This window comes from Virgibacillus kekensis, from assembly GCF_042654125.1.
Taxonomy (GTDB): domain Bacteria; phylum Bacillota; class Bacilli; order Bacillales; family Amphibacillaceae; genus Lentibacillus; species Lentibacillus kekensis.
The window spans coordinates 205,314-230,343 of the sequence record NZ_JBHSFU010000003.1 but is presented as its reverse complement, the minus strand read 5'-3'; the positions used below and the strand labels follow the sequence as shown (position 1 = coordinate 230,343).

Annotated in this window: 24 protein-coding genes; 4 read left to right on the top strand and 20 right to left on the bottom strand. The window is 42.9% G+C overall.

Translation table 11 applies throughout. From position 1 onward, the window contains the following. Nucleotides 1-69: 69 nt before the first annotated feature. The 8 genes from acpP to sdaAB all read right to left on the bottom strand — a co-directional run bounded on the left by acpP (nucleotide 70) and on the right by sdaAB (nucleotide 7,393). Nucleotides 70-306 carry an acyl carrier protein gene (acpP, locus tag ACFO3D_RS02515; protein ID WP_390293022.1) on the bottom strand — a complete coding sequence of 79 codons (237 nt, stop codon included), beginning with the start codon at nucleotides 304-306 and terminating at the stop codon, nucleotides 70-72. Nucleotides 307-383: 77 nt separating this feature from the next. Continuing rightward, entirely contained in the window at nucleotides 384-1,124 is a 741-nt protein-coding gene (gene fabG / locus ACFO3D_RS02510; protein WP_390293021.1) for a 3-oxoacyl-[acyl-carrier-protein] reductase, read from the bottom strand. After that, nucleotides 1,125-2,066: an ACP S-malonyltransferase gene (gene fabD, locus ACFO3D_RS02505; RefSeq protein WP_390293020.1), complete on the bottom strand. Its 942-nt coding sequence runs from the start codon at nucleotides 2,064-2,066 to the stop codon at nucleotides 1,125-1,127. Beyond that, a complete protein-coding gene (gene plsX, locus ACFO3D_RS02500; RefSeq protein WP_390293019.1) occupies nucleotides 2,063-3,070 on the bottom strand; it encodes a phosphate acyltransferase PlsX in 1,008 nt (335 codons plus the stop codon). The genes fabD and plsX overlap by 4 nt, the downstream gene beginning before the upstream one ends. Nucleotides 3,071-3,086: 16 nt before the next feature. Beyond that, nucleotides 3,087-3,647 (bottom strand): transcription factor FapR, encoded by a 561-nt coding sequence (fapR, locus tag ACFO3D_RS02495; RefSeq protein WP_390293403.1) that lies wholly within the window; start codon nucleotides 3,645-3,647, stop codon nucleotides 3,087-3,089. Nucleotides 3,648-3,773: 126 nt separating this feature from the next. Next, the gene (recG, locus tag ACFO3D_RS02490; protein ID WP_390293018.1) at nucleotides 3,774-5,807 is read right to left on the bottom strand and encodes an ATP-dependent DNA helicase RecG; all 2,034 of its coding nucleotides are present in this window, start codon (nucleotides 5,805-5,807) and stop codon (nucleotides 3,774-3,776) included. A gap of 15 nt (nucleotides 5,808-5,822) precedes the next feature. Continuing rightward, on the bottom strand, nucleotides 5,823-6,698 hold the full coding sequence (gene sdaAA / locus ACFO3D_RS02485) for an L-serine ammonia-lyase, iron-sulfur-dependent, subunit alpha (RefSeq protein WP_390293017.1): 876 nt from the start codon (nucleotides 6,696-6,698) through the stop codon (nucleotides 5,823-5,825). Between the two features lie 32 nt (nucleotides 6,699-6,730). Then, on the bottom strand, nucleotides 6,731-7,393 hold the full coding sequence (sdaAB, locus tag ACFO3D_RS02480; RefSeq protein WP_390293016.1) for an L-serine ammonia-lyase, iron-sulfur-dependent subunit beta: 663 nt from the start codon (nucleotides 7,391-7,393) through the stop codon (nucleotides 6,731-6,733). Between the two features lie 250 nt (nucleotides 7,394-7,643). Here sdaAB and ACFO3D_RS02475 point away from each other — a divergent pair, with 250 nt between their 5' ends. From ACFO3D_RS02475 to ACFO3D_RS02465, 3 genes are all read left to right on the top strand, one after another. Next, entirely contained in the window at nucleotides 7,644-8,507 is an 864-nt protein-coding gene (locus ACFO3D_RS02475; RefSeq protein ID WP_390293015.1) for an ABC transporter permease subunit, read from the top strand. Nucleotides 8,508-8,509: 2 nt separating this feature from the next. Then, entirely contained in the window at nucleotides 8,510-9,544 is a 1,035-nt protein-coding gene (locus tag ACFO3D_RS02470; protein WP_390293014.1) for an ABC transporter permease subunit, read from the top strand. 137 nt (nucleotides 9,545-9,681) lie between these two features. After that, a complete protein-coding gene (locus ACFO3D_RS02465) occupies nucleotides 9,682-10,965 on the top strand; it encodes an NCS2 family permease (RefSeq protein ID WP_390293013.1) in 1,284 nt (427 codons plus the stop codon). A 43-nt stretch (nucleotides 10,966-11,008) separates the two neighbouring features. On the opposite strand, the gene ACFO3D_RS02460 is transcribed toward ACFO3D_RS02465, so the two are convergent. Both ACFO3D_RS02460 and ACFO3D_RS02455 read right to left on the bottom strand, forming a co-directional pair. Continuing rightward, nucleotides 11,009-12,673, bottom strand: coding sequence for a DAK2 domain-containing protein (locus ACFO3D_RS02460; RefSeq protein ID WP_390293012.1), 1,665 nt, complete (start codon nucleotides 12,671-12,673; stop codon nucleotides 11,009-11,011). A 182-nt stretch (nucleotides 12,674-12,855) separates the two neighbouring features. Continuing rightward, entirely contained in the window at nucleotides 12,856-13,218 is a 363-nt protein-coding gene (locus ACFO3D_RS02455; RefSeq protein ID WP_390293011.1) for an Asp23/Gls24 family envelope stress response protein, read from the bottom strand. A 227-nt stretch (nucleotides 13,219-13,445) separates the two neighbouring features. Here ACFO3D_RS02455 and rpmB point away from each other — a divergent pair, with 227 nt between their 5' ends. Then, nucleotides 13,446-13,634 carry a 50S ribosomal protein L28 gene (gene rpmB / locus ACFO3D_RS02450; RefSeq protein WP_072886868.1) on the top strand — a complete coding sequence of 63 codons (189 nt, stop codon included), beginning with the start codon at nucleotides 13,446-13,448 and terminating at the stop codon, nucleotides 13,632-13,634. Between the two features lie 262 nt (nucleotides 13,635-13,896). Here rpmB and spoVM read toward each other — a convergent pair whose 3' ends face one another. From spoVM to coaBC, 10 genes are read right to left on the bottom strand one after another with little or no spacing between them, the layout of a single operon-like run. Further along, on the bottom strand, nucleotides 13,897-13,980 hold the full coding sequence (gene spoVM, locus ACFO3D_RS02445; protein ID WP_390293402.1) for a stage V sporulation protein SpoVM: 84 nt from the start codon (nucleotides 13,978-13,980) through the stop codon (nucleotides 13,897-13,899). 33 nt (nucleotides 13,981-14,013) lie between these two features. Continuing rightward, the gene (locus ACFO3D_RS02440) at nucleotides 14,014-14,682 is read right to left on the bottom strand and encodes a thiamine diphosphokinase (RefSeq protein WP_390293010.1); all 669 of its coding nucleotides are present in this window, start codon (nucleotides 14,680-14,682) and stop codon (nucleotides 14,014-14,016) included. Next, complete coding sequence (gene rpe, locus ACFO3D_RS02435; RefSeq protein ID WP_390293009.1) at nucleotides 14,679-15,347, bottom strand: ribulose-phosphate 3-epimerase; 669 nt, start codon at nucleotides 15,345-15,347, stop codon at nucleotides 14,679-14,681. Before rpe ends, ACFO3D_RS02440 begins: the two co-directional genes overlap by 4 nt. Before the next feature lie 5 nt (nucleotides 15,348-15,352). Continuing rightward, complete coding sequence (rsgA, locus tag ACFO3D_RS02430) at nucleotides 15,353-16,237, bottom strand: ribosome small subunit-dependent GTPase A (RefSeq protein ID WP_390293008.1); 885 nt, start codon at nucleotides 16,235-16,237, stop codon at nucleotides 15,353-15,355. Continuing rightward, on the bottom strand, nucleotides 16,238-18,289 hold the full coding sequence (gene pknB, locus ACFO3D_RS02425) for a Stk1 family PASTA domain-containing Ser/Thr kinase (RefSeq protein ID WP_390293007.1): 2,052 nt from the start codon (nucleotides 18,287-18,289) through the stop codon (nucleotides 16,238-16,240). It lies immediately after the preceding gene. Further along, nucleotides 18,289-19,044 carry a Stp1/IreP family PP2C-type Ser/Thr phosphatase gene (locus tag ACFO3D_RS02420; RefSeq protein WP_390293005.1) on the bottom strand — a complete coding sequence of 252 codons (756 nt, stop codon included), beginning with the start codon at nucleotides 19,042-19,044 and terminating at the stop codon, nucleotides 18,289-18,291. The genes pknB and ACFO3D_RS02420 overlap by 1 nt, the downstream gene beginning before the upstream one ends. Before the next feature lie 43 nt (nucleotides 19,045-19,087). Then, the gene (rsmB, locus tag ACFO3D_RS02415; RefSeq protein WP_390293003.1) at nucleotides 19,088-20,434 is read right to left on the bottom strand and encodes a 16S rRNA (cytosine(967)-C(5))-methyltransferase RsmB; all 1,347 of its coding nucleotides are present in this window, start codon (nucleotides 20,432-20,434) and stop codon (nucleotides 19,088-19,090) included. After that, nucleotides 20,435-21,376, bottom strand: a complete 942-nt coding sequence (gene fmt, locus ACFO3D_RS02410; protein ID WP_390293002.1) for a methionyl-tRNA formyltransferase — start codon at nucleotides 21,374-21,376, stop codon at nucleotides 20,435-20,437. It lies immediately after the preceding gene. A 14-nt stretch (nucleotides 21,377-21,390) separates the two neighbouring features. Continuing rightward, nucleotides 21,391-23,799, bottom strand: a complete 2,409-nt coding sequence (gene priA / locus ACFO3D_RS02405) for a primosomal protein N' (RefSeq protein WP_390293001.1) — start codon at nucleotides 23,797-23,799, stop codon at nucleotides 21,391-21,393. After that, on the bottom strand, nucleotides 23,796-25,001 hold the full coding sequence (gene coaBC / locus ACFO3D_RS02400; protein WP_390293000.1) for a bifunctional phosphopantothenoylcysteine decarboxylase/phosphopantothenate--cysteine ligase CoaBC: 1,206 nt from the start codon (nucleotides 24,999-25,001) through the stop codon (nucleotides 23,796-23,798). Before coaBC ends, priA begins: the two co-directional genes overlap by 4 nt. Nucleotides 25,002-25,030 lie beyond the last annotated feature (29 nt).

Below are 25,030 nucleotides of genomic sequence, written 5' to 3'. Positions count from 1 at the left end.
GTCCATTTTACCGAAGACAGACTGAATTGTAAATATACGGAAAGTCCCGCGGAACGGGACTTTCATGAATTAGGACTGAGTACTGTTTATGTAATTAACAGCATCACCTACTGTATTAATTTTTTCTGCTTCTTCATCAGCAATTTCCATATCAAATTCATCTTCAAGTTCCATTACAAGTTCCACAACGTCAAGTGAGTCTGCTTCCAGGTCATCTTTAAACGATGCTTCCATTGTTACTTTCGATTCTTCAACGTCAAGACGTTCAACGATAATTTCTTTTACGCGATCAAATACGTCTGCCACGATCCTTCACCCCCTTTCAATGAGTAATTATCTTGCTTATGCATGTCGTCGCCGTTCAAGCCCGAACGCTTTTATTCTTACATCACCATTCCGCCGTCGATGTGAAGGGTTTGGCCAGTCATATAATTGGAATCCTCTGATGCTAGGAAGCGTACGACTTTTGCTACATCTTCCGGTTGCCCAAGTTTTCCAAGTGGAATCATTCCAAGCATACTTTCTTTCTGTTCTTCGGTAAGTGCGTCAGTCATATCTGTTGAGATAAAACCTGGTGCTACTGCATTGACCAGTATATTGCGTGATGCAAATTCCTTGGCAGTGGATTTAGTCAGACCAATAACCCCTGCTTTAGCAGCAACATAATTAGCCTGTCCTGGATTGCCACTCACCCCAACAATTGATGCCACGTTGATGATTCTTCCACTCTTTTGCTTCATCATCTGTCGTGAAACTGCCTTGGTACACTGGAACACACCTTTAAGATTGGTATTAATAACCTGATCAAACTCGTCTTCTTTCATGCGCATCAACAGGTTATCACGGGTAATGCCTGCATTATTAACAAGTATATCCAGACTGCCGAATGTTCCTGTTACTTCTTTTATCATAGCCTTAACGTCATCAGCGTTAGCCACATCAGCCTGTATCTTAATAGATTTTACACCGAGTTGTTCTATTTCCTCAACTACAGATTGTGCTTTTGCTTCATTTCCAGCAAAATTCACCGCTACATTGGCACCCTGTCTAGCAAGTTCCAGGGCAATGGACCGGCCTATTCCACGGGACGCACCAGTTACAAGTGCACTCTTACCTTCGAGCATTTAGGATTCCTCCCTGTACCATGAAATAAAGTCGTTCAGCGACTCAGAATCCTGCACTGCAAACGTCTTTATTTTACGGTCGATTTTTTTCACAAGACCACTCAGCACTTTACCATTACCTACTTCTACAAATGCATCTACACCCTGATCAATCATATTCCGGATTGATTCTTCAAACCTTACCGGAGAATATAATTGTCTGATTAAAAGTTCCTTAACCTCATCTTTATCGGTTACTGGCTCTGCTGTAACATTTGCATACACAGGGATGCTAGCATTGTTGAACTCAACCTTATTCAATTCCTTGGAAAACTGTTCATTAGCCGCTTCCATCAGCCGGGAATGAAATGGACCACTTACATTTAACGGTAGCACCCGCTTGGCGCCTTTTTCTTTAAGAAGTGTGCTGGCATGATCGATTCCTTCTTTGGAACCTGAAATAACAATCTGTCCAGGGCAATTAAGGTTAGCGATATCAACGACCTCGTCATCACCAAGTTCTTCAAGCGCTTGTACGATGTCTTCCTGTGACATCCCCAGCACTGCCGCCATGGCACCCTTTCCTTTAGGGAAAGCTTCCTCCATTAACCTGCCTCGTGTAGCTACAAGTGGAAGAGCCTCTTTAAATGAAATTGCACCTGATGCCACCAGTGCACTATATTCACCAAGACTGTGGCCGACTGCCATGACCGGCTGAATTTTCTCTTTTAGAAGAAGAGTATGTACAGCAACACTGGAAAGCAACAGTGCAGGCTGAGCGTTTTCGGTTTCAGTCAGCCTATCTTTTGGTCCTTCAAACATGATTTGAGAAATATTTGGTTCTAATAGTTCGTCCGCCTCATTGAATAATTCTTTTATTTCCGCGTATTCTTCATAAAAAGCTTTCCCCATGCCTACTGCCTGCGAGCCTTGACCAGGGAACATAAACGCTATTCGTTTCATTCGTTTTCCCCCTTGTCCAATTCAATTGTCTCCATTGTTGTTTCAATCGTATCAATTACATTATGCTCTACCATATGGGATGCCTGCCTGATTGCATTATAGACTGCACGACGATTCGATGACCCATGTGCTTTGATAACAGGTGCAGCTAATCCAAACAATCCTGCACCACCATATTCGGAATAGTCAAGCTTGCTTTTTAATCCTTTCAAATCACTTTTAACCATTCCAGCCGCGACTTTGGTCTTCAATGACGACATAAAAGTTTCCTTTAGCATGGAAAACATCGTCATCGCTGTACCTTCAATTGTCTTCAATGCAATGTTGCCGCTGAAACCATCCGTAACCACCACATCCGCAGCCCCTGAAAGGATATCACGAGCCTCCACATTGCCAATGAAATTAACTGGTGCTTCTTTTAGCTGGGTAAACGCTTTTTTGGCAAGGTCGTTTCCTTTACCATCTTCCGTACCCACATTCAAAAGCCCAACAGTCGGATTATTGATCGACCGGACCTTTTCGGTATAAATGGACCCCATAATTGCATACTGGACCAAATGGTGCGCTTTCGCATCAACATTTGCACCAACATCGAGCAATAGAAAGCCTTTCCCATCGACAGTAGGGAGTGTCGGACTTAGCGCTGGACGGTCAATTCCTGGAGTTCTTCCCACCACAAAAAGTCCCGCACTCATTAAGGCGCCGGTATTCCCTGCTGATATACATGCATCGGCTCGGTTTTCCTTCACTTCTTTTGCCATAAGGACAAGCGAAGAGTTCTTCTTTCGCCGCACTGCGCGTACAGGCTCGTCCTCAGAAGTGATAACCTCTTCAGTGTGGATAATATCAATATTCGCAGATTCTGTTAAGTATTTTTTAATTTCTTTTTCGTTGCCGACCAGGGTGATATTCAGGTCTTTATGCTGACTGACAGCTTCCATCGCACCAAGCACAATTTCTTTCGGTGCATTGTCTCCACCCATGGCATCAATCACTATTTTCATGCCGGAGATCCCCCTCTCAATCGTTCGAGCGATACATGTAAAACAATCCGGTGAATACTTTTTCATTACCTACAAAGCTGTTCACTCTGACTACTGTCAATCCTTTATCAGTTTCACCTTCAACAAAGGCTTTCGCCACAACCCGTTCTCCCTCTTTTACTTGTCGGGTGAACTTTATTTCCGACTTGGCAGTAAGCGCCAGTTCATCATTAATAACCGCGACAGCAAGAGAATTTGCCTGTGCAAACAGATGGTGACCCCGTGCTATTTTGTTGCGCGAAAAAACATGCTCCCGCTTTATGATTAGCATGGAAATTGCCCTGTTATCCAGCTCCAGATCGATCAGTTCACCTATTACCTCATCGATCGGAAGGGCTTTAACTGTTTCGTTCCACTGATAAGTTGCAACTGATTTAATCCGTTCACGCAACTCCGGAATGGACAGTTCCATCCGGTCGAGCCGGATTGTCTGAATACTGACATTAAACTTTTTCGCAAGCTCTTCATCCGTGATGAATGGCGTGCTCTCTATCGTTTCCTTTAATAATCGCTGCCGTTCCATTTTACTGATTTTCATCATCCGCACCGTCCGAATTTAAAAACTTTGCATTTCATTTAGCTGGAGTTGCACTTATAGATTATGTTTTATGACTTGGTACTAATAGTAATATATAGTACCACCGTTAAATATGCAAGCTATCTATTAATCAAGTTTATCATGAAGAAATGTGTCATTTTCCAGCATTATCCGCAATGGGTAAAATGACGCGTTTTCTTCCAGCAAATTTTTTTCCACAATTTCCTGCGCATCCTGTCTGGCTGTCTCAAGCGCCCGGTAGTCGTGTATCATATCGCCCACTTTAAAGTCAGGCAGACCACTTTGCTTTTTGCCAAAAAAATCACCAGGTCCGCGCAGTTTCAGATCCTCTTCAGATAGTTCGAAACCATTAGCAGTTTCCGTCATAATACGCATACGTTCTTTACCAATTTCACCTTTTGGATCCGCAATAAGTATGCAGTAACTCTGCTTGTCGCCACGGCCAACCCTCCCCCTCAGCTGGTGCAACTGGGAAAGACCAAACCGTTCTGCATCATAAATAACCATAATAGTAGCGTTTGGGACATTTACACCTACCTCAACAACGGTGGTCGAGACCAAAACTTGTACTTTATTGGCAGCAAAGTCCTTCATGATTCCATCTTTTTCATCAGTTGACAACCGTCCATGCATCAGACCCACTTCAACGCTGTCTGCATAGTATTCCTCAAGTTGATGATACAAATCCACGGCATTTTGAATGTCCATTTTATCGGATTCTTCTATTAGAGGACAAATGATATACGCCTGCTCACCCTCTTCAACCCGCTTGCCGATAAAATTAAAAATGCGTTCAATCGTGTTTTCTTTGGCCCAGTATGTTTCAACTTCTTTACGGCCTGATGGCATTTCATCGATAACCGATACATCCATATCGCCAAAGGCTGTTATGGCAAGTGTACGGGGGATTGGGGTAGCTGTCATAAAGAGAACATCCGGATTAAGGCCTTTATCCCGTAAAATACGGCGTTGCTCCACACCGAACCGGTGCTGTTCATCTACAATCACAAATCCAAGATCAGCAAAGCTCACGTCATCCTGAATCAGTGCATGTGTCCCAATTACAATATCAATGCTATGGTCCTCGATTGCAACGGTCATTTCCCTGCGCCTTTTACCTTTAACCGATCCGGTTAAGAGAACAATATTTGCACGTTCACCAAAAAGCTCGGTCAGTGATTGGTAATGCTGCTCCGCAAGGATTTCTGTTGGAACCATTAATGCTCCCTGCTTTCCTGCAGTTAACGCCGCAAAAAGACAGATTGCCGCAACGGCTGTTTTTCCAGAGCCAACATCTCCCTGCAGGAGTCGGTTCATTCTGTAAGGTGATTCCATATCCCGGAGAATCTGAATCAGCGATTTCTCCTGTGCATTGGTAAGCTTAAATGGGAAATCACCAATAAAACCATCAACCTTTTGTTTATCATAATGCTGGGCATTCCCTGTTGTTGATTCCCGCTTTATTTTCCGTAAAAGCTGCATTTTTAGCTGAAATAGCAGAAACTCTTCATATGTAAAACGTCTTCGAGCATGCTTAAGCGCTACCCTGGATTCAGGGAAATGCATGGTAGCCACTGCTTCTCTCCGATTGGGTAGTTTATATGTATGGAGATAATGTTCGGGCAGAATCTCGTCTATTTGATTGCCGTATTCTTTTACTGCTGTCTGTACAAGCTTTTTAAGTTTGTAATTCGTTACATCACCTTTCAGGGAATACTGCGGCTGGATTTCCGCCTGATCGGCAGCAGGACCTTTTTGGTAATTGCTCACCGTAATTTGCAAACGGTGTGCATCCCACTTCCCTGTTAATGTAATCGTGTCCCCTGCGTTTATTTGTTTTTTTGCAAAGGCCCGGTTGAACATAACTGCTTTAATCGCGACATTTTCCACTTCCAGATTAAAGGTAAGCCGGGATTTTTTCTTCCCAAAAAAAGTGAGAGAAGGCTCATGGACAATCCTTCCCTCGATGGTAACTTTATCATCATGAATTAGTTCGCTGAGCGGTTTGATTTCAAATACATCGAAACGGTAGGGAAAATAAAACAGCAAATCCTCAACAGTGTGAATATTCATATCTGCCAGGCTTTCGGCAAATTTATCCCCTACTCCTTTCAGCTGCGTTACTGGTTCATTTAGCATGTCATATCACTCTTTCTAAACTGACATTCCGAATATCTTTTCTTTTAAAAGCCTTCCTGTCGGTGTATCAGCAAGTCCGCCCTCGCCTGTCTCACGCAAGCTGGATGGCATCTGCTTACCAATTCGGTACATAGCTCCTATAACCTCATCACACGGAATCCGGCTGGTTACTCCTGCAAGTGCCATATCGGCTGAAACAATTGCGAGCGATGATCCGCCTGCATTCCGTTTAACACACGGTACTTCCACAAGACCTGCAACCGGATCGCACACAAGACCAAGCATGTTCTTAAGCGTCATAGCAAAAGCTTCTGCCGATTGCTGTGGTGTCCCGCCTGCCATTTCGACAATTGCTGCGGATGCCATTGCACCTGCAGATCCAACCTCAGCCTGGCAGCCACCTGCCGCCCCCGAAATAAACGAATTATTGGCAACGACAAAGCCAAAGGCACCTGATGTGAACAGGTAACGAACCATTTGCTCGCGCGTCGGGTTCAGCTGATTTTTGACCGCAAACAAAGTTCCAGGAACACACCCGGCACTCCCAGCGGTAGGTGTAGCACAAATTGTTCCCATTGCTGCGTTAACTTCATTGGTTCCCATTGCTTTACTTACAGCATCCATCATTAAATTCCCTGATAGCGGTGTCTTTTCTTTCATATAGTTTTGGATTTTGACTGCATCGCCTCCGGTTAAACCGGTGACCGACTCAACACCCTTAAGACTATCCTCTATAGCTTTCTCCATTACATCAAGATTTTTCTCCATATCAGAAAAAACTTCTTCTCTTGATTTATCTTTTACGTCCATTTCCTGACGAATCATAACTTCAGATATCAATATATTTTCTTTTTCAGCTATTTCAACAAGCTCTGCAACATTACGAAACATAATAAAACTCCTCTCCGGGTGCTTTTGAGAATCTATGAAACTATTTTGGAAATCCGAATAATATGATCGGCATTTTCCAATTCTTTTAAAACAGTATCCTCGACATTTTGGTCCACTTCAATGACCATCAGTGCTTCTTTTCCGACATCCTTCCGGTTAACTTCCATATGACCAATATTAATTTCATATTTCGCAAGTATCTTTGTAACGGAAGCAATGGCTCCAAACCGGTCATTATGCATAATCAGTAAAGCAGGATGGTTTCCGGACAAGCGTAGCTCAAATCCGTTCAGTTCGGTAATCTCCACTTTCCCGCCACCGATTGAAATACCAACGAGTTCAAGCTGGTCCTTCTCATCGCCTATTATTAAACGGGCAGTATTTGGATGACTCATTTTTGCGCTATCTTCAATAAATTCGAAGTCAATATTTTTTTCCTTGGCCGCATCAAGTGATTTGCTCATTCGGAGATCATCCGTCTCATACCCCAGCAAGCCTCCAATTAAAGCAAAATCAGTTCCATGACCTTTATACGTCTTCGCAAAAGATTCATAAAGATGAATGCGTGCCCATTTCGGCTCTTTTCCAAATAGATTTCGTGCAGCTTTCCCAATCCTAGCTGCTCCAGCTGTATGTGAACTCGACGGACCGATCATAACCGGTCCAATAATATCAAAAACTGAATTATATTTCATAAAGTAACACCGCCTGTACCCGAATATTTATTTTCATTATCTATCATTATAACAAAAAGCCGACCAATAATCACCCATCCTAAAAGGAATACACCGTATTTGATCGAGGTGAACGCTCTATTCTACTATTCATCTTTCGGCATGTGCGGCTATTCAGAATAATGGTAAAAAAGTCTACTTTTATGTGAAAAGTCGTGATAATATTGCCTATACAGAGAAAAAGAAATTTATTAAAAAGTGAGGGAGTCAATTGGATAGTTTTGTATCACGCATATCTGGAAAGTTTATTCTAGGATTGGTTGGCATCTTTCTGATTGGTGCACTTCCATCTTTATTTAATGGGGTAAGTATGAATTTAGGCTCTTATATAGCACAACTGACAGCAACACTGCCTGAAATCATCCGACCTTGGGAGATGTCCCAAATGATTGGGGGATTTGAACGGCCGTTATTTCCACGAATCCTGGATCCGTGGGGTTATTCAATGACACTACTATTAGGAGCATTTTCCGTTGCATTTTTGGTGGCAATGGCATTAGCATTTTTCACTTTTCTATTGCCCAGAAAACTAATTAAAATTGTAAAATTCATTTTGTTTTCCTTAGAATCCGTACCAGATGTTCTAGTTATGATTCTGTTTCAGACTGGTGCAATATGGATACATATGCAGACTGGGGAACGATTGTTTTACGTGGTTGAGTATGGTGGCCACCAGCCGTATACCCTCCCTATCATTGCTTTAAGTATTTTACCGACAATATTTCTGTTCCGTATTTTTATTTTGGATTTTGAGGAGCAGGCAGACCAACCATATGTCGAGATGGCTACCGCTAAAGGATTAAAAAATTACCTTATCTTATGGAAACACATTCTAAGAAACGCCATAATGGGAATGTTTCTTCATACCCGATTCATTCTTTGGGTAATGCTTTCCAATCTACTTGTAGCTGAACTTGTCTTCGGTATTAATGGGCTAATTCAGTTTATGTACACTTCACCTACACCAGAGATTTTCACTTTAGGGATCCTGTTATTTTTCGTTCCGATATTTGCGGTCTTGGCTATCGGCCAATTCATTATTGAAAAAGCCACTTCTCAAAAGGTGGTGCTTTAATCATGGTTAAGAATTTATTTAAAAATCCCTTATTTGTTATTGGTTTCTCGTTCATTGCTATAGTAATGGCAGCAAGTGCGATACACTGGATTTTTTTTGATGCGCAGGTACCAACAACGAACCTATTGTATAAAGATGGGAAACTTGTAAGTGCATCTCCGCATCCGCCTTCCCTATTACCGCCATTCGGGTCTGACCGCTTTGGGTCTGACTATCTGTACTTGTTGCTGAAAGGCGGGATCGTTACAATTGGGTTTGCACTGGCAGCGGCAGCACTAAGGATGGTCGTTTCAACAGTCGTGGGGTTATGTTACGCATTTTTATTTCCAAGAGTGAGCCGGCTACTAACAGGCATCTCTGAAGCTTTTCAATATTTACCGACCGCGTTAATCGCATACTTTATTCTCCGACCTGTTCTAATGCAGGATGAATTTACCCGCACCTTTTCAGCAGGATTCTGGGAACGGATTATTTTTGAGTTACTTATTTTTGTACTGATTGCCCTTCCGATGATAGCTACCCTGATTGGCAATGAAACATCACTCATCCTGAAAAAAGAATTTGTAACAGGTTCGAAAGTAATCGGTGCAGGACGGTGGCATTTACTAAAGACACATGTGCTTCCTCACTTGGCACCAAAACTATGGGTGAATTTCGGTCAGCAGGTGGTTCAAGTCCTTATTCTGCTTGTTCATTTAGGCCTGCTTAACCTGTTCCTGGGAGGGACAATCCCTCACCACCTGATGTCCAATGGCTTCCAATCGCTAACAGGGGATTGGGCTGGCCTTATAGGGTATTCCTATAAGTATTTTGATGTGTTTCCGTGGCTTCCATTAGTGCCGTTAGGGGCTTTTGCACTTACAATTCTGGCCCTTAATTATATGATAGAAGGAATGAAGCAGGTATTGATTAAGGATACTAAGGTCCGTACGTACAGAAAAAACAGGTTCGCTCAGGTAACGAACCAGTCACCTGACGTTGAAATTGATCAATTTGAACCTATCAGTCAGAAAGAGCGGACACAGATATACGGCTAATGTGTATTTTGACATTTCTATTCCCGAGCCATATAATTACTTCTTGTGGATTATTTAATAAAGGTTTATTCAATTTATTATTGAACAATCTATTAATAATCGGGTGGGAGAGGGACGCAAAAATATGAGGAGATAATATGCCTTATAACAGTAATTCCAGTCCAGGAAAAGTCATGACCAAATGGCGGACTGAAATAATTGCCGGGCTTATTGGTTATCTGACCACTGTATATATAGTGGCAGTGAACGGATCTATTCTCAGTGAAGCAGGCATATCACTCGAAAGTGGTATGGTTGCAACGATTCTTGCCAGTTTTGCAGGTACCATCCTTATGGGGCTCTACGCAAAGCTGCCATTAATCCTGATTCCTGGGATGGGCATCAATGCGTTATTCGCATATTCGATTGTTGAAGGAACCGGTCTGGCATTTCAAGAAGGACTGGCAGTCGTACTTATTGCTTCACTGCTGTTTTTAATTACGGCCTTCAGTAAACTCGGGATTATCTTGAAACAAGCAATTCCCGAGTCCCTAAAGCATGCAATTACTGTAGGACTTGGATTCTTTTTAATCCTTATCGGGCTGCAGAAGAGTGGATTAGTTGTCAGTGGTGAACATACTATTGTAGCTATCGGTGATTTTACTTCGCCGACAGTGATTGTCAGTTTGCTTACGCTGTTCTTTGCAATATTCATGTTTATGAAAGGTATCCCAGCCAACTTCCTTATTACAATGATTGGAGGCACATTGCTGGCATATTTCTATGGAATATTGGACATGGAAAAAAGTACTACGGCAATCAGTATAAATGATGTTGTATTTATACCGTCCTTTTCTGCAATTGATGAAATTTCTTTCTGGTTAGCGATATTTCCGCTAGCCATGATTCTTATTTTTGAGAACATGGGTCTGTTGCATGGACAGCTGCATATGCTGAAGCGGGATAACAGTTATGGCCGGGCATACCAGGTTACTGCATTTTCTTCGTTAACCTGCGCATTTTTCGGTACATCGCCTACTGTATCCGCAGCTGAAAATGCTGCCGTAATCGCATCTGAAGGTAAATCAAGGACAGCAGCATTAACTGCAGGATTACTTTTCCTCGCAACGATTTTCATTATTCCATGGATCTCTATGATTCCGAATACCGCGATAAGTCCAATCCTGATTATTGTTGGTGTGTTGATGGCCCAGAATATCCGCCATGTTCCACTGGATGATATGTCCGAGGCGTTACCGGCTTTTCTGGTCGTTGCAACAATTCCTTTTACGTACAGTATTGCCGATGGGATGGCGTTTGGTTTTATTGCTTATCCAATTGTAAAAATGGCGATGGGTAAACAAAAAGAATTATCCTTGCCACTTATCATCATATCCGTATTATTCCTGTTAGATTTTATGCTGAGAATCTTTGGAATCTAAAAAATCCGCCTTCATCTCCTGAAGGCGGATTTTTGCTTAACAATTATTCTACTGAAAATATAAACGAATAGATTGGCTGTTTACCGTCATGAACTTCAATTTCAATATCTTCGTACGTATCCTCTAAGAATTTTTCAATTTCTTCTGCTTCCTTATCGGTTGCATCCTCACCTTTAAGGATAGTCAGAATTTCATCATCTTCCGTGATCATCTCATTGAGAAGTTGCTTAACCGTCTCAATCTTATCCTGATTGGATCCCTTGATTTCCCCATCAGCAATTCCCATGAAATGGCCCTTCTCAATAGTAATACCATCAATCTGAGTATCACGGACAGCATATGTAACCTGCCCAGTTTTCACCTGCTTGCTCGCATCTTTCATAGCTTCACTATTCTCGGCCAGCTCTGCTTCTGGATGAAACGCCAGTAATGCGCTGATCCCCTGTGGAATAGTTTTGGTCGGTACAACTGCAGCAGCCACTTCTGCGAGTTCTGCTGCCTGCTCAGCTGCCATCACGATATTTTTGTTATTAGGCAGGATTATTACATTCTTCGCATTAGCTTCCTCAATGGCATCGGCAATATCCTGTGTACTAGGATTCATTGTCTGGCCGCCTTCAATAACCACACTGGCACCCAGGCTCTCAAATAAGGTTTTTAGTCCGGAACCCATTACTACAGTAACGATACCATATTCCGCCTGTTCTTTAGGCACTGGTTTCGCTTCTTTATCACCAACTATGGCAGTATGTTGTTCACGCATATTTTCTATTTTCATATTGATCAGGCTGCCAAATCGCTGTCCAAGTGTAAGGACTGTTCCCGGATATTCCGCATGAACATGAACCTTCACGATTTCATCATCTGAAACAACAAGCAAAGAATCCCCATGTTCACTGAGCTCATTTCGGAATACCTGCTCGTCAAACGGGTTTTCATTAAGCTTGTCCTCTTCAAATTTAACCATGAACTCTGTACAATAGCCAAATTCGATTTCTGAGGTATCCATGAAGTCCTGGGCAATTTTATGGTGCTCTGCATTCACCATTTCTTCCATCTCTGCTTCATCGGCTGTCTGTTCCGGAAGTTCTTCACCTTTCAACGCTGCGAGAAAGCCCTCATAAATAGTCAGCAGACCTTGTCCACCCGAGTCAACTACTCCCACTTCTTTTAAAACCGGCAATAAATCCGGTGTACGTTTCAGCGAAGCTTTTGCTTCCTTAACCACTTTTTCCATTAAAGCGATTACATCTTTTTCCGTTTTGGCTGTATCCATGGCTACTTGTGCAGCATCTTTGGCCACAGTAAGTATAGTGCCTTCCACTGGTTTCATGACAGCTTTATAGGCAGTTTTCACGCCATTGTCAAATGCATTAGCAAGATCTTTTGATGTCGCATCCTTTTTATTCTCAAGCCCTCTGGAAAATCCGCGAAATAGCTGAGAGAGAATTACACCGGAATTACCCCTAGCACCCATCAAAAGCCCTTTGGCAAAAGCATTGGTCACCTCAGCTACATTATTACTGTCCAGTTTCTTTACCTCATTGGAACCAGATGTCATGGAGAGATTCATATTAGTTCCTGTATCGCCGTCGGGAACAGGAAATACATTTAAAGCATCAATTTTCTGGGCGTTGTTCGTCAAATGGTGTGCTCCGGAGAGAACCATTTTCGAGAAATCTACGCCATCCAACGTTTGTAGCGTCACAATTCTTCCTCCTCATTAAAAACCTGACTTATCCTGTGTTCATGAATCGATAAGTCTCAGTTGCGCTTATCCAGGGAGGAAAGCACAACACCTTCTCCCTGTAAACAAAAGCGTAAGACGCCCTACCGTAAATAGCCACCGTAATAAGACGCCGTCTTGTTAATGTGTGCTGATTCAGTTTGTTAATCTTTTGATACTCTTACACCTTGAATATAGATATTAACTGAGTCTATTGCCAATCCCAAAGATTTGTTTAATGTATATTTAACCTGTGACTGCACATTATGTGCCACTGCAGAAATTTTGGTTCCGTAACTCACAATTATATACATGTCAATATGAAGATGGTTATCTTCCTGACGAACCACGACTCCTTTGGAAAAGTTCTCTTTCCTTAGGATTTCAGCGATTCCATCCCTGATCTGGCTCTTTGATGCCATGCCAACTATACCATAGCATTCTACAGCTGCACCGCCGGCTATAGTGGAAATCACTTCATTCGTAATTGTAACGTGGCCATCATTTGTATTAAGTTCAATGGACATTATTATCCTCCTTTAATACCCGCACATTATAAGAATATTTTACTACAAGCATACGCAATTTAAAAGTATGGTATGCTATTCCATACCCCTTATAACAATGGACGAAATTAACAATAGTGTCAAGATATTTTTCTTTATACAATTATTAATAACGATTGCATTCTAATGGGACATATGATAAATTTATAAAGTATGAAATGAAACTTGTCAGAGTAGGAGGGATTACCATGGCAAGAAAGTGTGTTGTAACCGGACGTAAAACCCGTAGTGGAAACCAGCGTTCACACGCGATGAATTCCAACAAACGTAACTGGAAAGCTAATGTGCAAAAAGTTCGTATTATGGTAGATGGCAAACCTAAACGTGTTTACGTATCTGCTCGTGCCTTGAAATCTGGTAAAGTAGAGCGCGTATAAATATACCGCAAATAAGAACCAGCATTAGTTAATGACCGGAAAGCATCCATTTGATGGATGCTTTTTCACGTTGGAGCTCTTTTGCAATCTAGCTGCGGCTCCTAAGATTCTACCACGAGCAATTGACATGCCAAACATCAAAACCAGCCGTGGCTCTTGTCGCTTGCTTATCCGTGCCCCCCCTGTTCTGTCTTAGCTTTTTCGTATCTTGTCCAAAAAAAATGAGCTTTTGCCAATGATTATTGACAAAAGCTATTTCTCCTCATTTCTCTTTATTAAACATGCCGATGACAACTCGAACAAATCCGCCGATAAACCTTGGGAGTTTAATAGTATAAAATTTCATGAGTTCTCCGCCTCCTCTGTTTACAAACAAAGCTTACACTGGAATCGTATGAGACACAGCATCACGACTCTTTATTAGTAATAGTATGCCTTCTCTGTACGAAAAAGTACCATAATTTGAAATAAGCTTATTTGAAATACAGAGTGTTGATCCCCACATGATGGACTGATCATTCAGAGGGTAGTAAAAGCCCTGAAGCGTTAGCCCTTCAACGTTTTTGGAAAGTGGGACAAAAGAAATATAAGGAAATGTTTCACTGCGAGAGACCTCATGACTACCCGGTTCAGTCAGTTCCATCCTATTCTGAGTATCGATAATGATTCCCTTAACATTCTTTTTCAGCAACAGATATAATAGTTGGATATTTGTCATGGCGTGGTCAAGCCGTCCCCCGGTTACACCGAATAAATAAATCTCCTGAGGATCCATGCTTATAGCTTTATCCAATGCAATCTCTAAATCTGTCTGATCTTTTTCAGAAGGATATGTGGTGAACGAGTCTGCATTACTTCTGACGACTTCTTTCTCCCTCTCATTTATTGAATCGAAATCCCCTACCGCGAAGGCCGGGGAGATTCCGTTTTCAATTACAGTCAATGCACCCCGATCAGCTCCGATCCAGGTATCTGTAAAGGACGCATATTGTCTTAGATCCGGAATAAGCTTTCTTGGTCCATTCCCCACAATAGCAATCCGTTTCATCGCTGATCTGCTTTCCCGGTTGCCTCCAGGATGGCATTTATTGCCTGTCGGCGATCATGCTTATTGAATACTGCGCTTCCTGCAACCAGGACATCAGCTCCTGCGTCGGTACATAGTTTCGCCGTCTCCACGTTAACGCCACCATCCACTTCAATTTCAAAAGAAAGATTCAGTTCCTCTCTCCAGGCAGCGATTTGCTTAATCTTTTGTACTGCATGATGAATGAATGACTGGCCACCAAATCCCGGATTCACTGTCATGACGAGGACTAAGTCAACCTCATGAAGAATTTCTCTAATCATTTCGGCAGGTGTAGCAGGGTTGATGACGACACCTGCTTTAACACCCTTGTCTTTTATTAACTGAATCGTCCGGTGCAGATGTGGGCTCGCCTCCTGGTGAACGGAAATTATGGATGCTCCTGCGTCGGCAAACATGGATATATAGTTATCTGGGTTTTCAATCATCAAATGAACATCAAGCGGCAATTCCGTCACAGGTTTTATTGCCTCCGTAATTAATGGCCCTATTGTGATATTCGGTACAAAATGTCCGTCCATTACATCCACATGAATATAATCAGCGCCTCCTTCGGCTACATCCTTTATCTCTTCTCCAAGTTTTGCAAAATCTGCTGATAAAATAGAAGGTGCAATTTTTACCATAACTTTTAATACCTCGGCTTCCTTGAATAAATTTCATCTAAAAAACTCAGATAGTGCTCATAGCGCAGCTCTGTTATCTCTCCTGAAGCGACTGCTTCTTTTACCGCACATTTAGGTTCTTTATTATGCAAACAACCTCTGAATTTACAATCTATGCTTCGTTCCTCGATTTCCGGGAAACAATCTCCTAGTTCACTAGCTTCAAGCTCATTAAAATCGAGCGCGCTGAATCCTGGGGTGTCCGCAACCAAACCACCGCCCATTTCAATAAGCTCCACATGCCGGGTGGTATGTTTACCTCGTCCAAGGCTTTTTGAAATATCATCTGTTTTAAGTTCCAATGAAGGGTTAATTGCGTTAAGCAATGATGACTTACCCACACCCGACTGACCTGCAAAAACGGAAACCTTATCAGAGAAATATCCTTCGAGCTTATTTACTTCATTCGCCTCACTCTTTGTCGATATCAGTTCAACTGGATACCCGATTTCTCTATATATCTCCCTGATTTTTTTTATTTTTTCAAGTTGGGAATCTGGTACGAGATCTTTCTTAGTGATGAATATAATCGGCCTTATACCCTTCGACTCGATCAGCACCAGAAACCGGTCCAGCAATAAAGGATTGAAATCCGGTTTAGCAGCAGAACTCACAATAACCGCCTGGTCAATGTTAGCAATCGGTGGACGTATCAGTTCGTTTTTACGTGGCTTGACATCTGTCACGTAGCCTTCATCCGGTGTGTTTATGTCATACTCCACAAAGTCACCTACAAGAGGGGTGATTTTTTGTTTGCGAAACACACCTCTCCCTCGGCATTGGTGAACTTCACCGTCAGACTTAACATAATAGAATCCGCTGATTGCCTTAACAATTCTGCCTTCTGCCATTTATTCACCCTCTTCATATGGAATTGATTTATCGATAACAACCTCATCATCACGGATTACCTTGTAGCGCGCAACACTGTCAGGCTCAATGGTAAATGTGATGGAATATTCCTTATCCTGCGTTATCTTATCCTCTTTAAAAACATCTGTAATGTTATTGTTTGCATCTTCCACATAGATTGTAACGGTTTGTTCAGAAGGATTATTCCCGTTTCCGTTACCATTTCCATTTCCGTTCCCATTGCCTGGATTATCCCCGTTGCCTGGACCACTTTCCGGGTTATAGGAAACAGTAAATGTTTCCGTAACATTTTTAGGCGGCTTTTCTTTAGGACCAGTAGAAATGTAGAGGGTAACCGTCTCGCCTTCTTCCATCTCTGTATATGGCGCAGGGTCCTGCCGAATAACTTCACCCTCTGGAGTATCCTCAGACGATTCCTCTTCAATTTTCGCCGACAAACCTTGCTCTTCAAGTGCAGTAATTGCCTGCTGCTCGGTCATTCCTTGAAGGTTATAAACGGAAATAAGCTCCGGACCCTTGCTGACATCAAATATTACACGGGTCTCACTGGGAACAACTTCAGTTCCAGGAGATGGCTGAATTTGACCAATAATCTCTCCCGCTGGCTTATCAGACGTTTGCTTATAGTCAATTACTTCATAGCCTTTCTCTTCAAGTAAACGTTTTACCTGACTGAAATCCTGGCCCACATAGTCACCGAACTCCACTTTTTCTTTTCCCTGACTGACAAAAAGTGTAACTTTTGACTCTTCTTTAACCGTTTCACCAGCCTTTGGATTTGTTTTAATAACATATCCCTCTTCCACATCTTCTGAGTACATTTGTTCCCGCTCCGGGTTAAGATTAAGTTCCTGCAGTTCGGACCACGCTTCTTCATATTCCATATTGGTTACATCTGGGATATCGACATCATCTGGTTGCAGCAGTCCAGGTATAAGGAATAAGGCAGCCAATCCAGCACCAATTAATGTAAACAGCACAATGAAAAAAATCGTCCATTTTTTCTTTTTGCTCTTTTTCTTCTTTGGCTTTGGCGCAGGTTTGGCAGGTTCCTCGTCCGTACTATATGTTTTTGTTCCATTATTGGTGGAGTGTACGATCGTATCCCCATTAGTATCAGGTTTCAACTGACTATCGGTAATTATAGGAATAGCACGGGTTTCTTCCCCTGCTTCTACAGGCGGAATATACTTTTCCTCGTCAGCACGATCGGGATCAAGTGCTGTTTCCAGCCCATCCTCCATCTCATAAACTGTTTCATAGCGATGAAAAGGATCCTTTGCCGTTGCTTTTAAAACGATGTTCTCCACACTTTGCGGAACCCCAGGGTTAAACCGCTTTACCGAGGGTGTATCATTTTGCAGATGTTTAAGTGCAATTGAAACAGGTGACTGTCCAGAAAACGGCAGACGGCCTGTCAGAAGTTCAAAAAGTACTATTCCCAGTGAATAAATGTCCGATTTCTTCGTTGCCATTCCTCCACGCGCCTGCTCCGGTGAGAGATAATGAACAGATCCCAGAATGGAATTCGTCTGCGTAAGAGAAGTAGCACTCAGCGCAACGGCGATACCGAAATCAGTAACCTTTACTTGTCCATATGTATCAATCAGTATATTTTGCGGTTTAATGTCCCGGTGGACAATATCATTCGCATGAGCATGTGAAATAGCCGCAGTAATTTGCTTCATGATATCCAAAGCTTCCTGAACATCAATCGGTCCATACCGCTGAATATATTCCTTCAGCGTCATTCCATCTACATACTCCATAACCATATACAGAATATGGTCCTCTTCCCCAACATCATAAATATTGACGATATTAGGATGTGACAGACTTGTTGCTGATTGGGCTTCTCGGTCAAACCGTGCGATGAACTCCTGGTCGTTGGCATAATCGAGCCGTAAAACTTTTATTGCAACATCCCGGTTTAAAATAATATCGGTAGCAAGATACACATTTGCCATACCGCCGCCACCAATTGTTTCTTTGATCCGGTAGCGATCATTTAACAGGTGACCATTCAGCACTAGGACTCACCCTCTTTCACTGGTAGTTCGTGGTGTATGATTATAAGAGTTATGTTATCCTCGCCGCCCCGTTCATTCGCCAGGTAAATCAGTTCCTTTCCGGTGGATTCTGCATCCGTTCCGGCCACAACATAATTGTGCAATTCTTCATCTGTTACCTTGTTCGTCAATCCATCTGAACAAAGGAGCAATCTGTCACCGGTTTCCCAGCCGATAGACTGAACATCGGCCACAACATTTTCCTCGGTACCCAGTGCCTTCAGAAGTACATTCTTTCGAGGGTGCTGTTCGGCATCATCACGGCTTATTTGCCCCGACCGGACGAGCTCATTAACCAGCGAATGATCTTCCGTTATTTGTTTAAATCCTGATTCATTCAGAATATAACAGCGGCTGTCGCCTATATGGGTAACGGTGACAAAGTCTTTTGCACATACAGCAATAACAACCGTCGTCCCCATTCCACGGCATTCTTCCTTGCTGTCGGCTTTTTCAAATATTGCATTATTTACCTCTTGGAGCGATTCAGCGAGCCATGCTTCGGTGTCTTCAGGTAAAGTCAATTCGGGACTATCCTGCCATTTTTGCTGAATAATGGTGGTTGCCATCTGGCTTGCAACGTCTCCTGCCTTATGTCCACCCATTCCGTCAGCAACAATTGCAAGCAATTGCCCGCTCCCATTGTAGAAAACACCGCCGGCATCCTCGTTATGCGTTCTTATCTTCCCTTGATCAGTAAGAAACTTCTCTTCCATCCTATCACCTCGTAAATGAAGTGCTACCAAAATTAATAGCAAATTACCTCTTTATAAAACGTGTCAGAAAAAAACCATCCGTATAAAACGTCTGTGGAAATAACTGCACCCCCGCCTCCGTTACTCCTGGAGATTTTTTTATGGATTCAGGCAGCTCTTCCATAAAGGATTCATCAAGGCTGAAATCAGGATTGCTGTTTAAAAATGCCTTTACAACCTCATTATTTTCCTCTTTGTCTACTGTACAGGTACTGTATACCAGTAGTCCATTGGTTTTTAACAAAGGTGCAACATGATTCAGGATGTCCAGCTGAATTTTGGCAAGGCGTTCTATATCCTCTTCATCCTTATTATACTTGATATCGGGTTTTCCACGGATTACTCCTAGTCCTGAACACGGTGCATCTACCAAAATCCGGTCAAAACTTTCTGGCTGATGGCGTTCCTGAAGCTTCCGTGCATCCCCTTCAGCAGCGTCAATTATCGACAAATTCAGCAGCTCAGCTTTTCTGTCAATCAGTTTTGCCTTTTTCTTATGCAGATCGTAAGCCTGAATTGTTCCCTTATCCTGCATTTTCTCCGCTATATGTGTCACCTTGCCCCCGGGAGCACTGCAGGCATCCAATACAGCCATTTCCGGTTCAACGTCAAGCATCTCAGCGACGAGCATCGAGCTCTGGTCCTGAATCGACAGATAACCCTCAGCAAAAAGTCTTGTTTTCAGCACGTTTCCTTTATCAATAATAATACCCTGATCAGAAAACTCGGAGGGTCTTGTTTCAAACCCAAGACTATTAAGTTCATCCATCACGTCCTTACGGGTAATCTTCAGCGGTTGGACGCGTACGGAGGAAACTTTTCTCTCCAGGTTAGCCTGACACATGTCATGCGTTACCTCCACACCATACATGGAAATCCAGCGTTTCACCATCCACTCCGGGTGGCTTGTCTCAATAGAGATTCGTTTGGACTCACTTTCAATTGCACTAGTGTCCGGAATACCTTTTCGCTGAATGCTTCTTAAAACACCATTAACAAATGAGGCGATTCCCTTATGCCCCTTATGTTTACCGATCTCTACTGCTTCATGAATGATTGCATGGTCGGGTATTTTATCTAGAAAAACCATTTGGTAAACTGACATTCTTAGAAGCATCCGAACCCATGGCTTGATCTTTTTCTTCTTATCTACAAAAGAATCCAGATAATAGTCCAGCGTCATTTTGCGCTGAATCGTGCCATAAACGATCTCTGTCAATAGTGCCTCGTCTCTGGGTGGAATCTTCCTTGATTTGATTTCGTGGTCGATCAGCAGATGGCTGTAGCCGCTGTCCTGCTCAATTCGCACCAGCAAATCAACAATTGCTTCTCTTACCTGATAATTACTCATTTAATCACCTAATTTAACCCCTGTATTAATTCGATCGGATGCTCCTTGCAGGTATTCCTTTACGGTCATCCGCTTTTTGCCTGCGGGCTGGATTTCAGTTACACGAAGTCCCTTCTGGTCCCCACAAACCGCGATAAAAGCTTCGTTATTAACAATCTTAACAATTTCCCCGGGAGCCCCTTTGTACGTTGAATTTTCTATTTCCGCCCACCAGATTTTCATGTTTTTGCCTTCGTATGTAGTAAATGCAACAGGCCAGGGATTAAGTCCTCTAATATGATTATAGACTGCTTCATTACTGTTATTCCAGTCGATTCTTTCCTGCTCACGTTTAATATTTGACGCGAATGTAGCTTTGGAATCATCCTGTTTGACAGGAGTAATATTACGGCTGAATAAAGCTGGCAGTGTATCAGTCAGTAGTTCGGCACCTGCTTCTGACAACTTATCATGCAGTGTTCCTACATGATCATCATCCGAGATTGCAACGTTACGCTGTGTCAGTATATCTCCTGCGTCCAGTTTTTCAACCATATACATAATAGTTATACCAGTTTCTTTTTTACCCTGCATAATTGCGTAGTGAATGGGTGCTCCTCCGCGTAGCTCCGGCAAGAGAGAGGCATGGACATTGATACAGCCAAACTGCGGAGCCTCAAGCAAGGCATTCGGCAGAAGTTGTCCATATGCTGCAGTGACAATCAAATCAGGCTCATAGGCTAGGATTTTCTGATACTCATCTCTTAGTTTTTCCGGCTGAAAAACCGGAATACCCTGTTTTTCAGCCTCCACTTTCACGGGTGGCGGGGTAATAACCTTTTTCCGTCCTTTTGGGCGATCAGGCTGTGTGACAACCAGGACTACTTCATATTCTGTCTTTGTCAGTTTCTGGAGAACAGGTACTGAAAAATCGGGTGTACCCATAAAAACAATTCGTTTCATTACTCAGTTCCTTTCTACATCAGTTGGTATGGTTGCATGTCTACGGTTATCAGCAAATCATTCTTCCGTACTTCTTCATCAAACTGACGAATGATTTTTCGAATCAGTGTCCGCAAGTTTGGTTCATTCTTATATTTTACCATGCATTGGTAGCGATATCTATCTTTCATCCGAGCAATCGGTGATGGCGTCGGCCCCAGCACTACTGTGTCTTCACCGACATTTTTCATTAGCAGCTGGACAATTTTTTGGGTTGCCTGAACCGCTGAGACATGGTTGGGGTGGGAAACAGTAATTAGGGAAAGAAAAACGTATGGCGGATATTGAAACGCCTTCCGTGTCCGCATTTCATTCTGAAAAAAAGTAGTATAATCATAATTGCTCGCAAGCTGAATACTGTAATGATCCGGTGTATACGTCTGCACAATGACTTCCCCCGGAAGTTCATGACGCCCCGCCCGTCCACTTACCTGTGTAAGCAGCTGAAATGTTTTCTCGGAAGAACGGAAATCAGGTAAATGGAGCATCGAGTCAGCAGTCAGAACCCCAACCAGTGTAACATTTTCAAAATCAAGCCCCTTGGCAATCATTTGGGTTCCCAAAAGAATGTCAGCTTCTTTATTGGCAAACTGTGTAAGCAGCTTCTCGTGTGACCCTTTACGTCTGGTTGTATCCACATCCATTCGGATTACTCTTGCTTCTGGAATTAATTGTGTCAGATTTTCCTCAATGCGCTGGGTTCCTGTACCAAAAAAACGGATCAAGTCACTATTGCATTCCGGACATATTTTTGGCATGGGCTCTTCATAGGAGCAATAGTGGCACTTAAGTCTGTTGCTGTTCTTGTGATAAGTAAGGGCAATATCACAGTGCGGACATTCTTTTACATGTCCACAATCCCTGCACATTACAAACGTGGAATAGCCACGCCGGTTCAGCAGCAGTACCGCCTGTTCACCCCTGCTGATGCACGCTTCAATACTTTCTTTAAGCTTCCGTGAGAACATCGACCTGTTACCGGCATGAAGTTCATCTCGCATATCCACTATTTCAACGTCCGGCATTTCGCTGTTGTTAGTCCGCTTTGTCAGTGTAGCAAGCTGATAGACACCTTTCTGGGCCCGCGCATATGACTCAAGTGTCGGTGTCGCGCTGCCAAGAATGACCGGACAGTTATGATTCCTTCCGCGGTATATAGCTACATCGCGTGCATGATAACGCGGCTGATCTTCCTGTTTATAGCTGTTTTCATGTTCTTCGTCGATAATAATGATGCCGATTTTTTCAAATGGAGCAAAAATAGCCGACCTTGCTCCTACGACCACCTGGACTTCCTTACGGTGGATTCGGCGCCACTCATCATACTTTTCACCGCTCGAAAGGCCACTATGCATTACAGCTACATTCGACCCGAACCTGCCTTTAAACCTGCGGACCATTTGCGGAGTTAACGAAATTTCAGGAACAAGAACGATTGCTTCTTTTCCGTTATCGATAACATCCTGGATCGCCTGCAGATAAACTTCTGTCTTACCACTCCCGGTTACCCCGTGAAGCAGGAAGGTATCGTGCGTCTCTTCCCTGATATGTTGTTTAATTGGAGCAATTGCTTCCTGCTGCTGTTCAGTCAGTTCAAGTGCTACGGTTCGGGCATAAGCATTGTCATCATACGGATTTCGGTAAACCTCCTGCTTGAAAGTGACAAGCAGTCCTTTATCAACCAACGCTTTAATTGTACTTTTAGATGTATTGCATTTTTGCACCAGTATCTTTTGGTCAATTGGTTCGGGATGGTCAATAAAATATGCGAGAAGTTCTTTCTGTTTTTTGGCTATTTTAGGCAAATCGAGGATTTCTTCTTCTAGGCTGTGTGGTTCAATCCTGGGTTCCACTACCGTAATATGTTTTTTGGTAATTTTAGACTTTACCTGGTAGTTGACGGATATATCCCCGTCCTGAATTGCCTTTTGAAGCTGGTAAAAGCTGATTTTTGCAGCCTCGAACTCTTCGTAAACGACAAAATCACGCCCGGCAAAAAAATTCTCGAGGTCTTCCGGAAGTGAATCTTCCGTCATTCGTACCAGCTCTTTTCTATATTGCGCTTTCAGAACCTGCGGGAGCATCGCCTGGAACACTGTTATATACATGCTTAGTGTTTCATCGGCAAGCCATTTCCCAAGGCCAAGCAGCTCATCAGTCAACACAGGTGTTATATCGAGTATGTCACTTATTTCTTTCAGTTTATCGAAAGAGGACTCGTCTGTCCGGCCAACGACGAACCCCATGATTTTTCTTGGTCCAAAAGGGACGATTACGCGCATCCCGACATTTAGAATTTCCTGGAAACGTTCAGGTATTTTGTAATCAAACGTCTGGTTGATGGAGCTGGCAGGTACGTCAACAATTACTTTAGCGATATTCATGCTTTATCTTCCTTCTGATCACGTAGCGCCAGTTCCAGAATTTTTTCAGCGATTTCCCTTTTGGAAGCAAGTGGTATTTTATCAACCTTTTGATTCCGGTTAATATAGGTCACGATATTGGTGTCAACCCCAAATCCAGCGCCATCTGATGCGACATTATTGACTACAATTGCATCCAGGTTTTTCTTTTTCAGCTTGTTCATTCCATATTCTTCCGGATTGGTCGTTTCCGCAGCAAAGCCAATTAGAAACTGATCCAGTTTTTTCTCCCCAAGGGAAAGGAGAATGTCCTTGGTACGTTCCATTTCAACATTCCAGTCATTGGGCTGTTTCTTTAGTTTCTCGTTATAAACTGACTTTGGCCGGTAGTCGGCTACAGCAGCAGCCTTTATGACGATGTCCTGGTTAGAAAAATGAGCATGCATTTCCTCATACATTTGCTCTGCTGTCGTAACATCAATCCTCTCAATGCGCGGATTGGATGTATCAAGAGCAACCGGACCGGCAACAAGGGTCACGTCCGCTCCCATATCAGCAGCAGCCTCAGCAATTGCAAACCCCATTTTTCCTGATGAACGGTTGGTAAAAAAGCGTACTGGGTCAATCTTTTCCTGTGTCGGACCTGCAGACACTAGTACGCGTTTGCCCGCAAGTAATAAGTTAGCTTTCTGATGTGCGTTGATTGTGTTAATAATACTTTCTGGTTCCTCGAGCCGTCCTTTTCCGACATAACCACATGCCAAATAACCTGCTCCCGGTTCGATGAAATGGTATCCCCAGGCTTCCAGCTGTTTCATATTTTTGATTACCGCTGGATGGGCATACATGTGCACATTCATAGCAGGTGCAATATATACAGTTGCTTCGGTGGCAAGTAAAGTGGTAGACAACATATCATCAGCAATTCCACCAGCGATTTTTCCAATGATATTAGCGGTTGCTGGTGCTATAACCAGAATGTCAGCCCAGTCCGCCAAATCAATATGCGCAATTTTTTCGGGATCCTTTTCATCAAATGTATCGGTATAAACCGGATTCCGCGACAAAGCCTGGAATGTAAGCGGGGAAACAAATTCCGTTGCGTTTTCGGTCATAATTACTTTGACATTTGCCCCCTGCTGCGTAAGTTTGCTGGTCAATGCACAAGCTTTATACGCCGCGATTCCACCTGACACCCCAAGGACTATATTTTTGTTCTGCATGTTACTTCCCCCTTACTGTAAGCAGTTCA

Coding starts and splice junctions, on each gene's coding strand:
- fabG (WP_390293021.1), bottom strand. CDS start 1,124: ATGCTCGAAGGTAAGAGTGCACTTGTAACTGGTGCGTCCCGTGGAATA.
- fabD (WP_390293020.1), bottom strand. CDS start 2,066: ATGAAACGAATAGCGTTTATGTTCCCTGGTCAAGGCTCGCAGGCAGTA.
- plsX (WP_390293019.1), bottom strand. CDS start 3,070: ATGAAAATAGTGATTGATGCCATGGGTGGAGACAATGCACCGAAAGAA.
- fapR (WP_390293403.1), bottom strand. CDS start 3,647: ATGAAAATCAGTAAAATGGAACGGCAGCGATTATTAAAGGAAACGATA.
- recG (WP_390293018.1), bottom strand. CDS start 5,807: ATGCTAAATGAACCAGTAACGCAGCTGAAAGGAGTAGGGGATAAATTT.
- sdaAA (WP_390293017.1), bottom strand. CDS start 6,698: ATGTTTCGTAATGTTGCAGAGCTTGTTGAAATAGCTGAAAAAGAAAAT.
- sdaAB (WP_390293016.1), bottom strand. CDS start 7,393: ATGAAATATAATTCAGTTTTTGATATTATTGGACCGGTTATGATCGGT.
- ACFO3D_RS02470 (WP_390293014.1), top strand. CDS start 8,510: ATGGTTAAGAATTTATTTAAAAATCCCTTATTTGTTATTGGTTTCTCG.
- ACFO3D_RS02465 (WP_390293013.1), top strand. CDS start 9,682: ATGCCTTATAACAGTAATTCCAGTCCAGGAAAAGTCATGACCAAATGG.
- ACFO3D_RS02455 (WP_390293011.1), bottom strand. CDS start 13,218: ATGTCCATTGAACTTAATACAAATGATGGCCACGTTACAATTACGAAT.
- rpmB (WP_072886868.1), top strand. CDS start 13,446: ATGGCAAGAAAGTGTGTTGTAACCGGACGTAAAACCCGTAGTGGAAAC.
- spoVM (WP_390293402.1), bottom strand. CDS start 13,980: ATGAAATTTTATACTATTAAACTCCCAAGGTTTATCGGCGGATTTGTT.
- ACFO3D_RS02440 (WP_390293010.1), bottom strand. CDS start 14,682: ATGAAACGGATTGCTATTGTGGGGAATGGACCAAGAAAGCTTATTCCG.
- rpe (WP_390293009.1), bottom strand. CDS start 15,347: ATGGTAAAAATTGCACCTTCTATTTTATCAGCAGATTTTGCAAAACTT.
- rsgA (WP_390293008.1), bottom strand. CDS start 16,237: ATGGCAGAAGGCAGAATTGTTAAGGCAATCAGCGGATTCTATTATGTT.
- ACFO3D_RS02420 (WP_390293005.1), bottom strand. CDS start 19,044: ATGGAAGAGAAGTTTCTTACTGATCAAGGGAAGATAAGAACGCATAAC.
- rsmB (WP_390293003.1), bottom strand. CDS start 20,434: ATGAGTAATTATCAGGTAAGAGAAGCAATTGTTGATTTGCTGGTGCGA.
- fmt (WP_390293002.1), bottom strand. CDS start 21,376: ATGAAACGAATTGTTTTTATGGGTACACCCGATTTTTCAGTACCTGTT.
- priA (WP_390293001.1), bottom strand. CDS start 23,799: ATGAATATCGCTAAAGTAATTGTTGACGTACCTGCCAGCTCCATCAAC.
- coaBC (WP_390293000.1), bottom strand. CDS start 25,001: ATGCAGAACAAAAATATAGTCCTTGGGGTGTCAGGTGGAATCGCGGCG.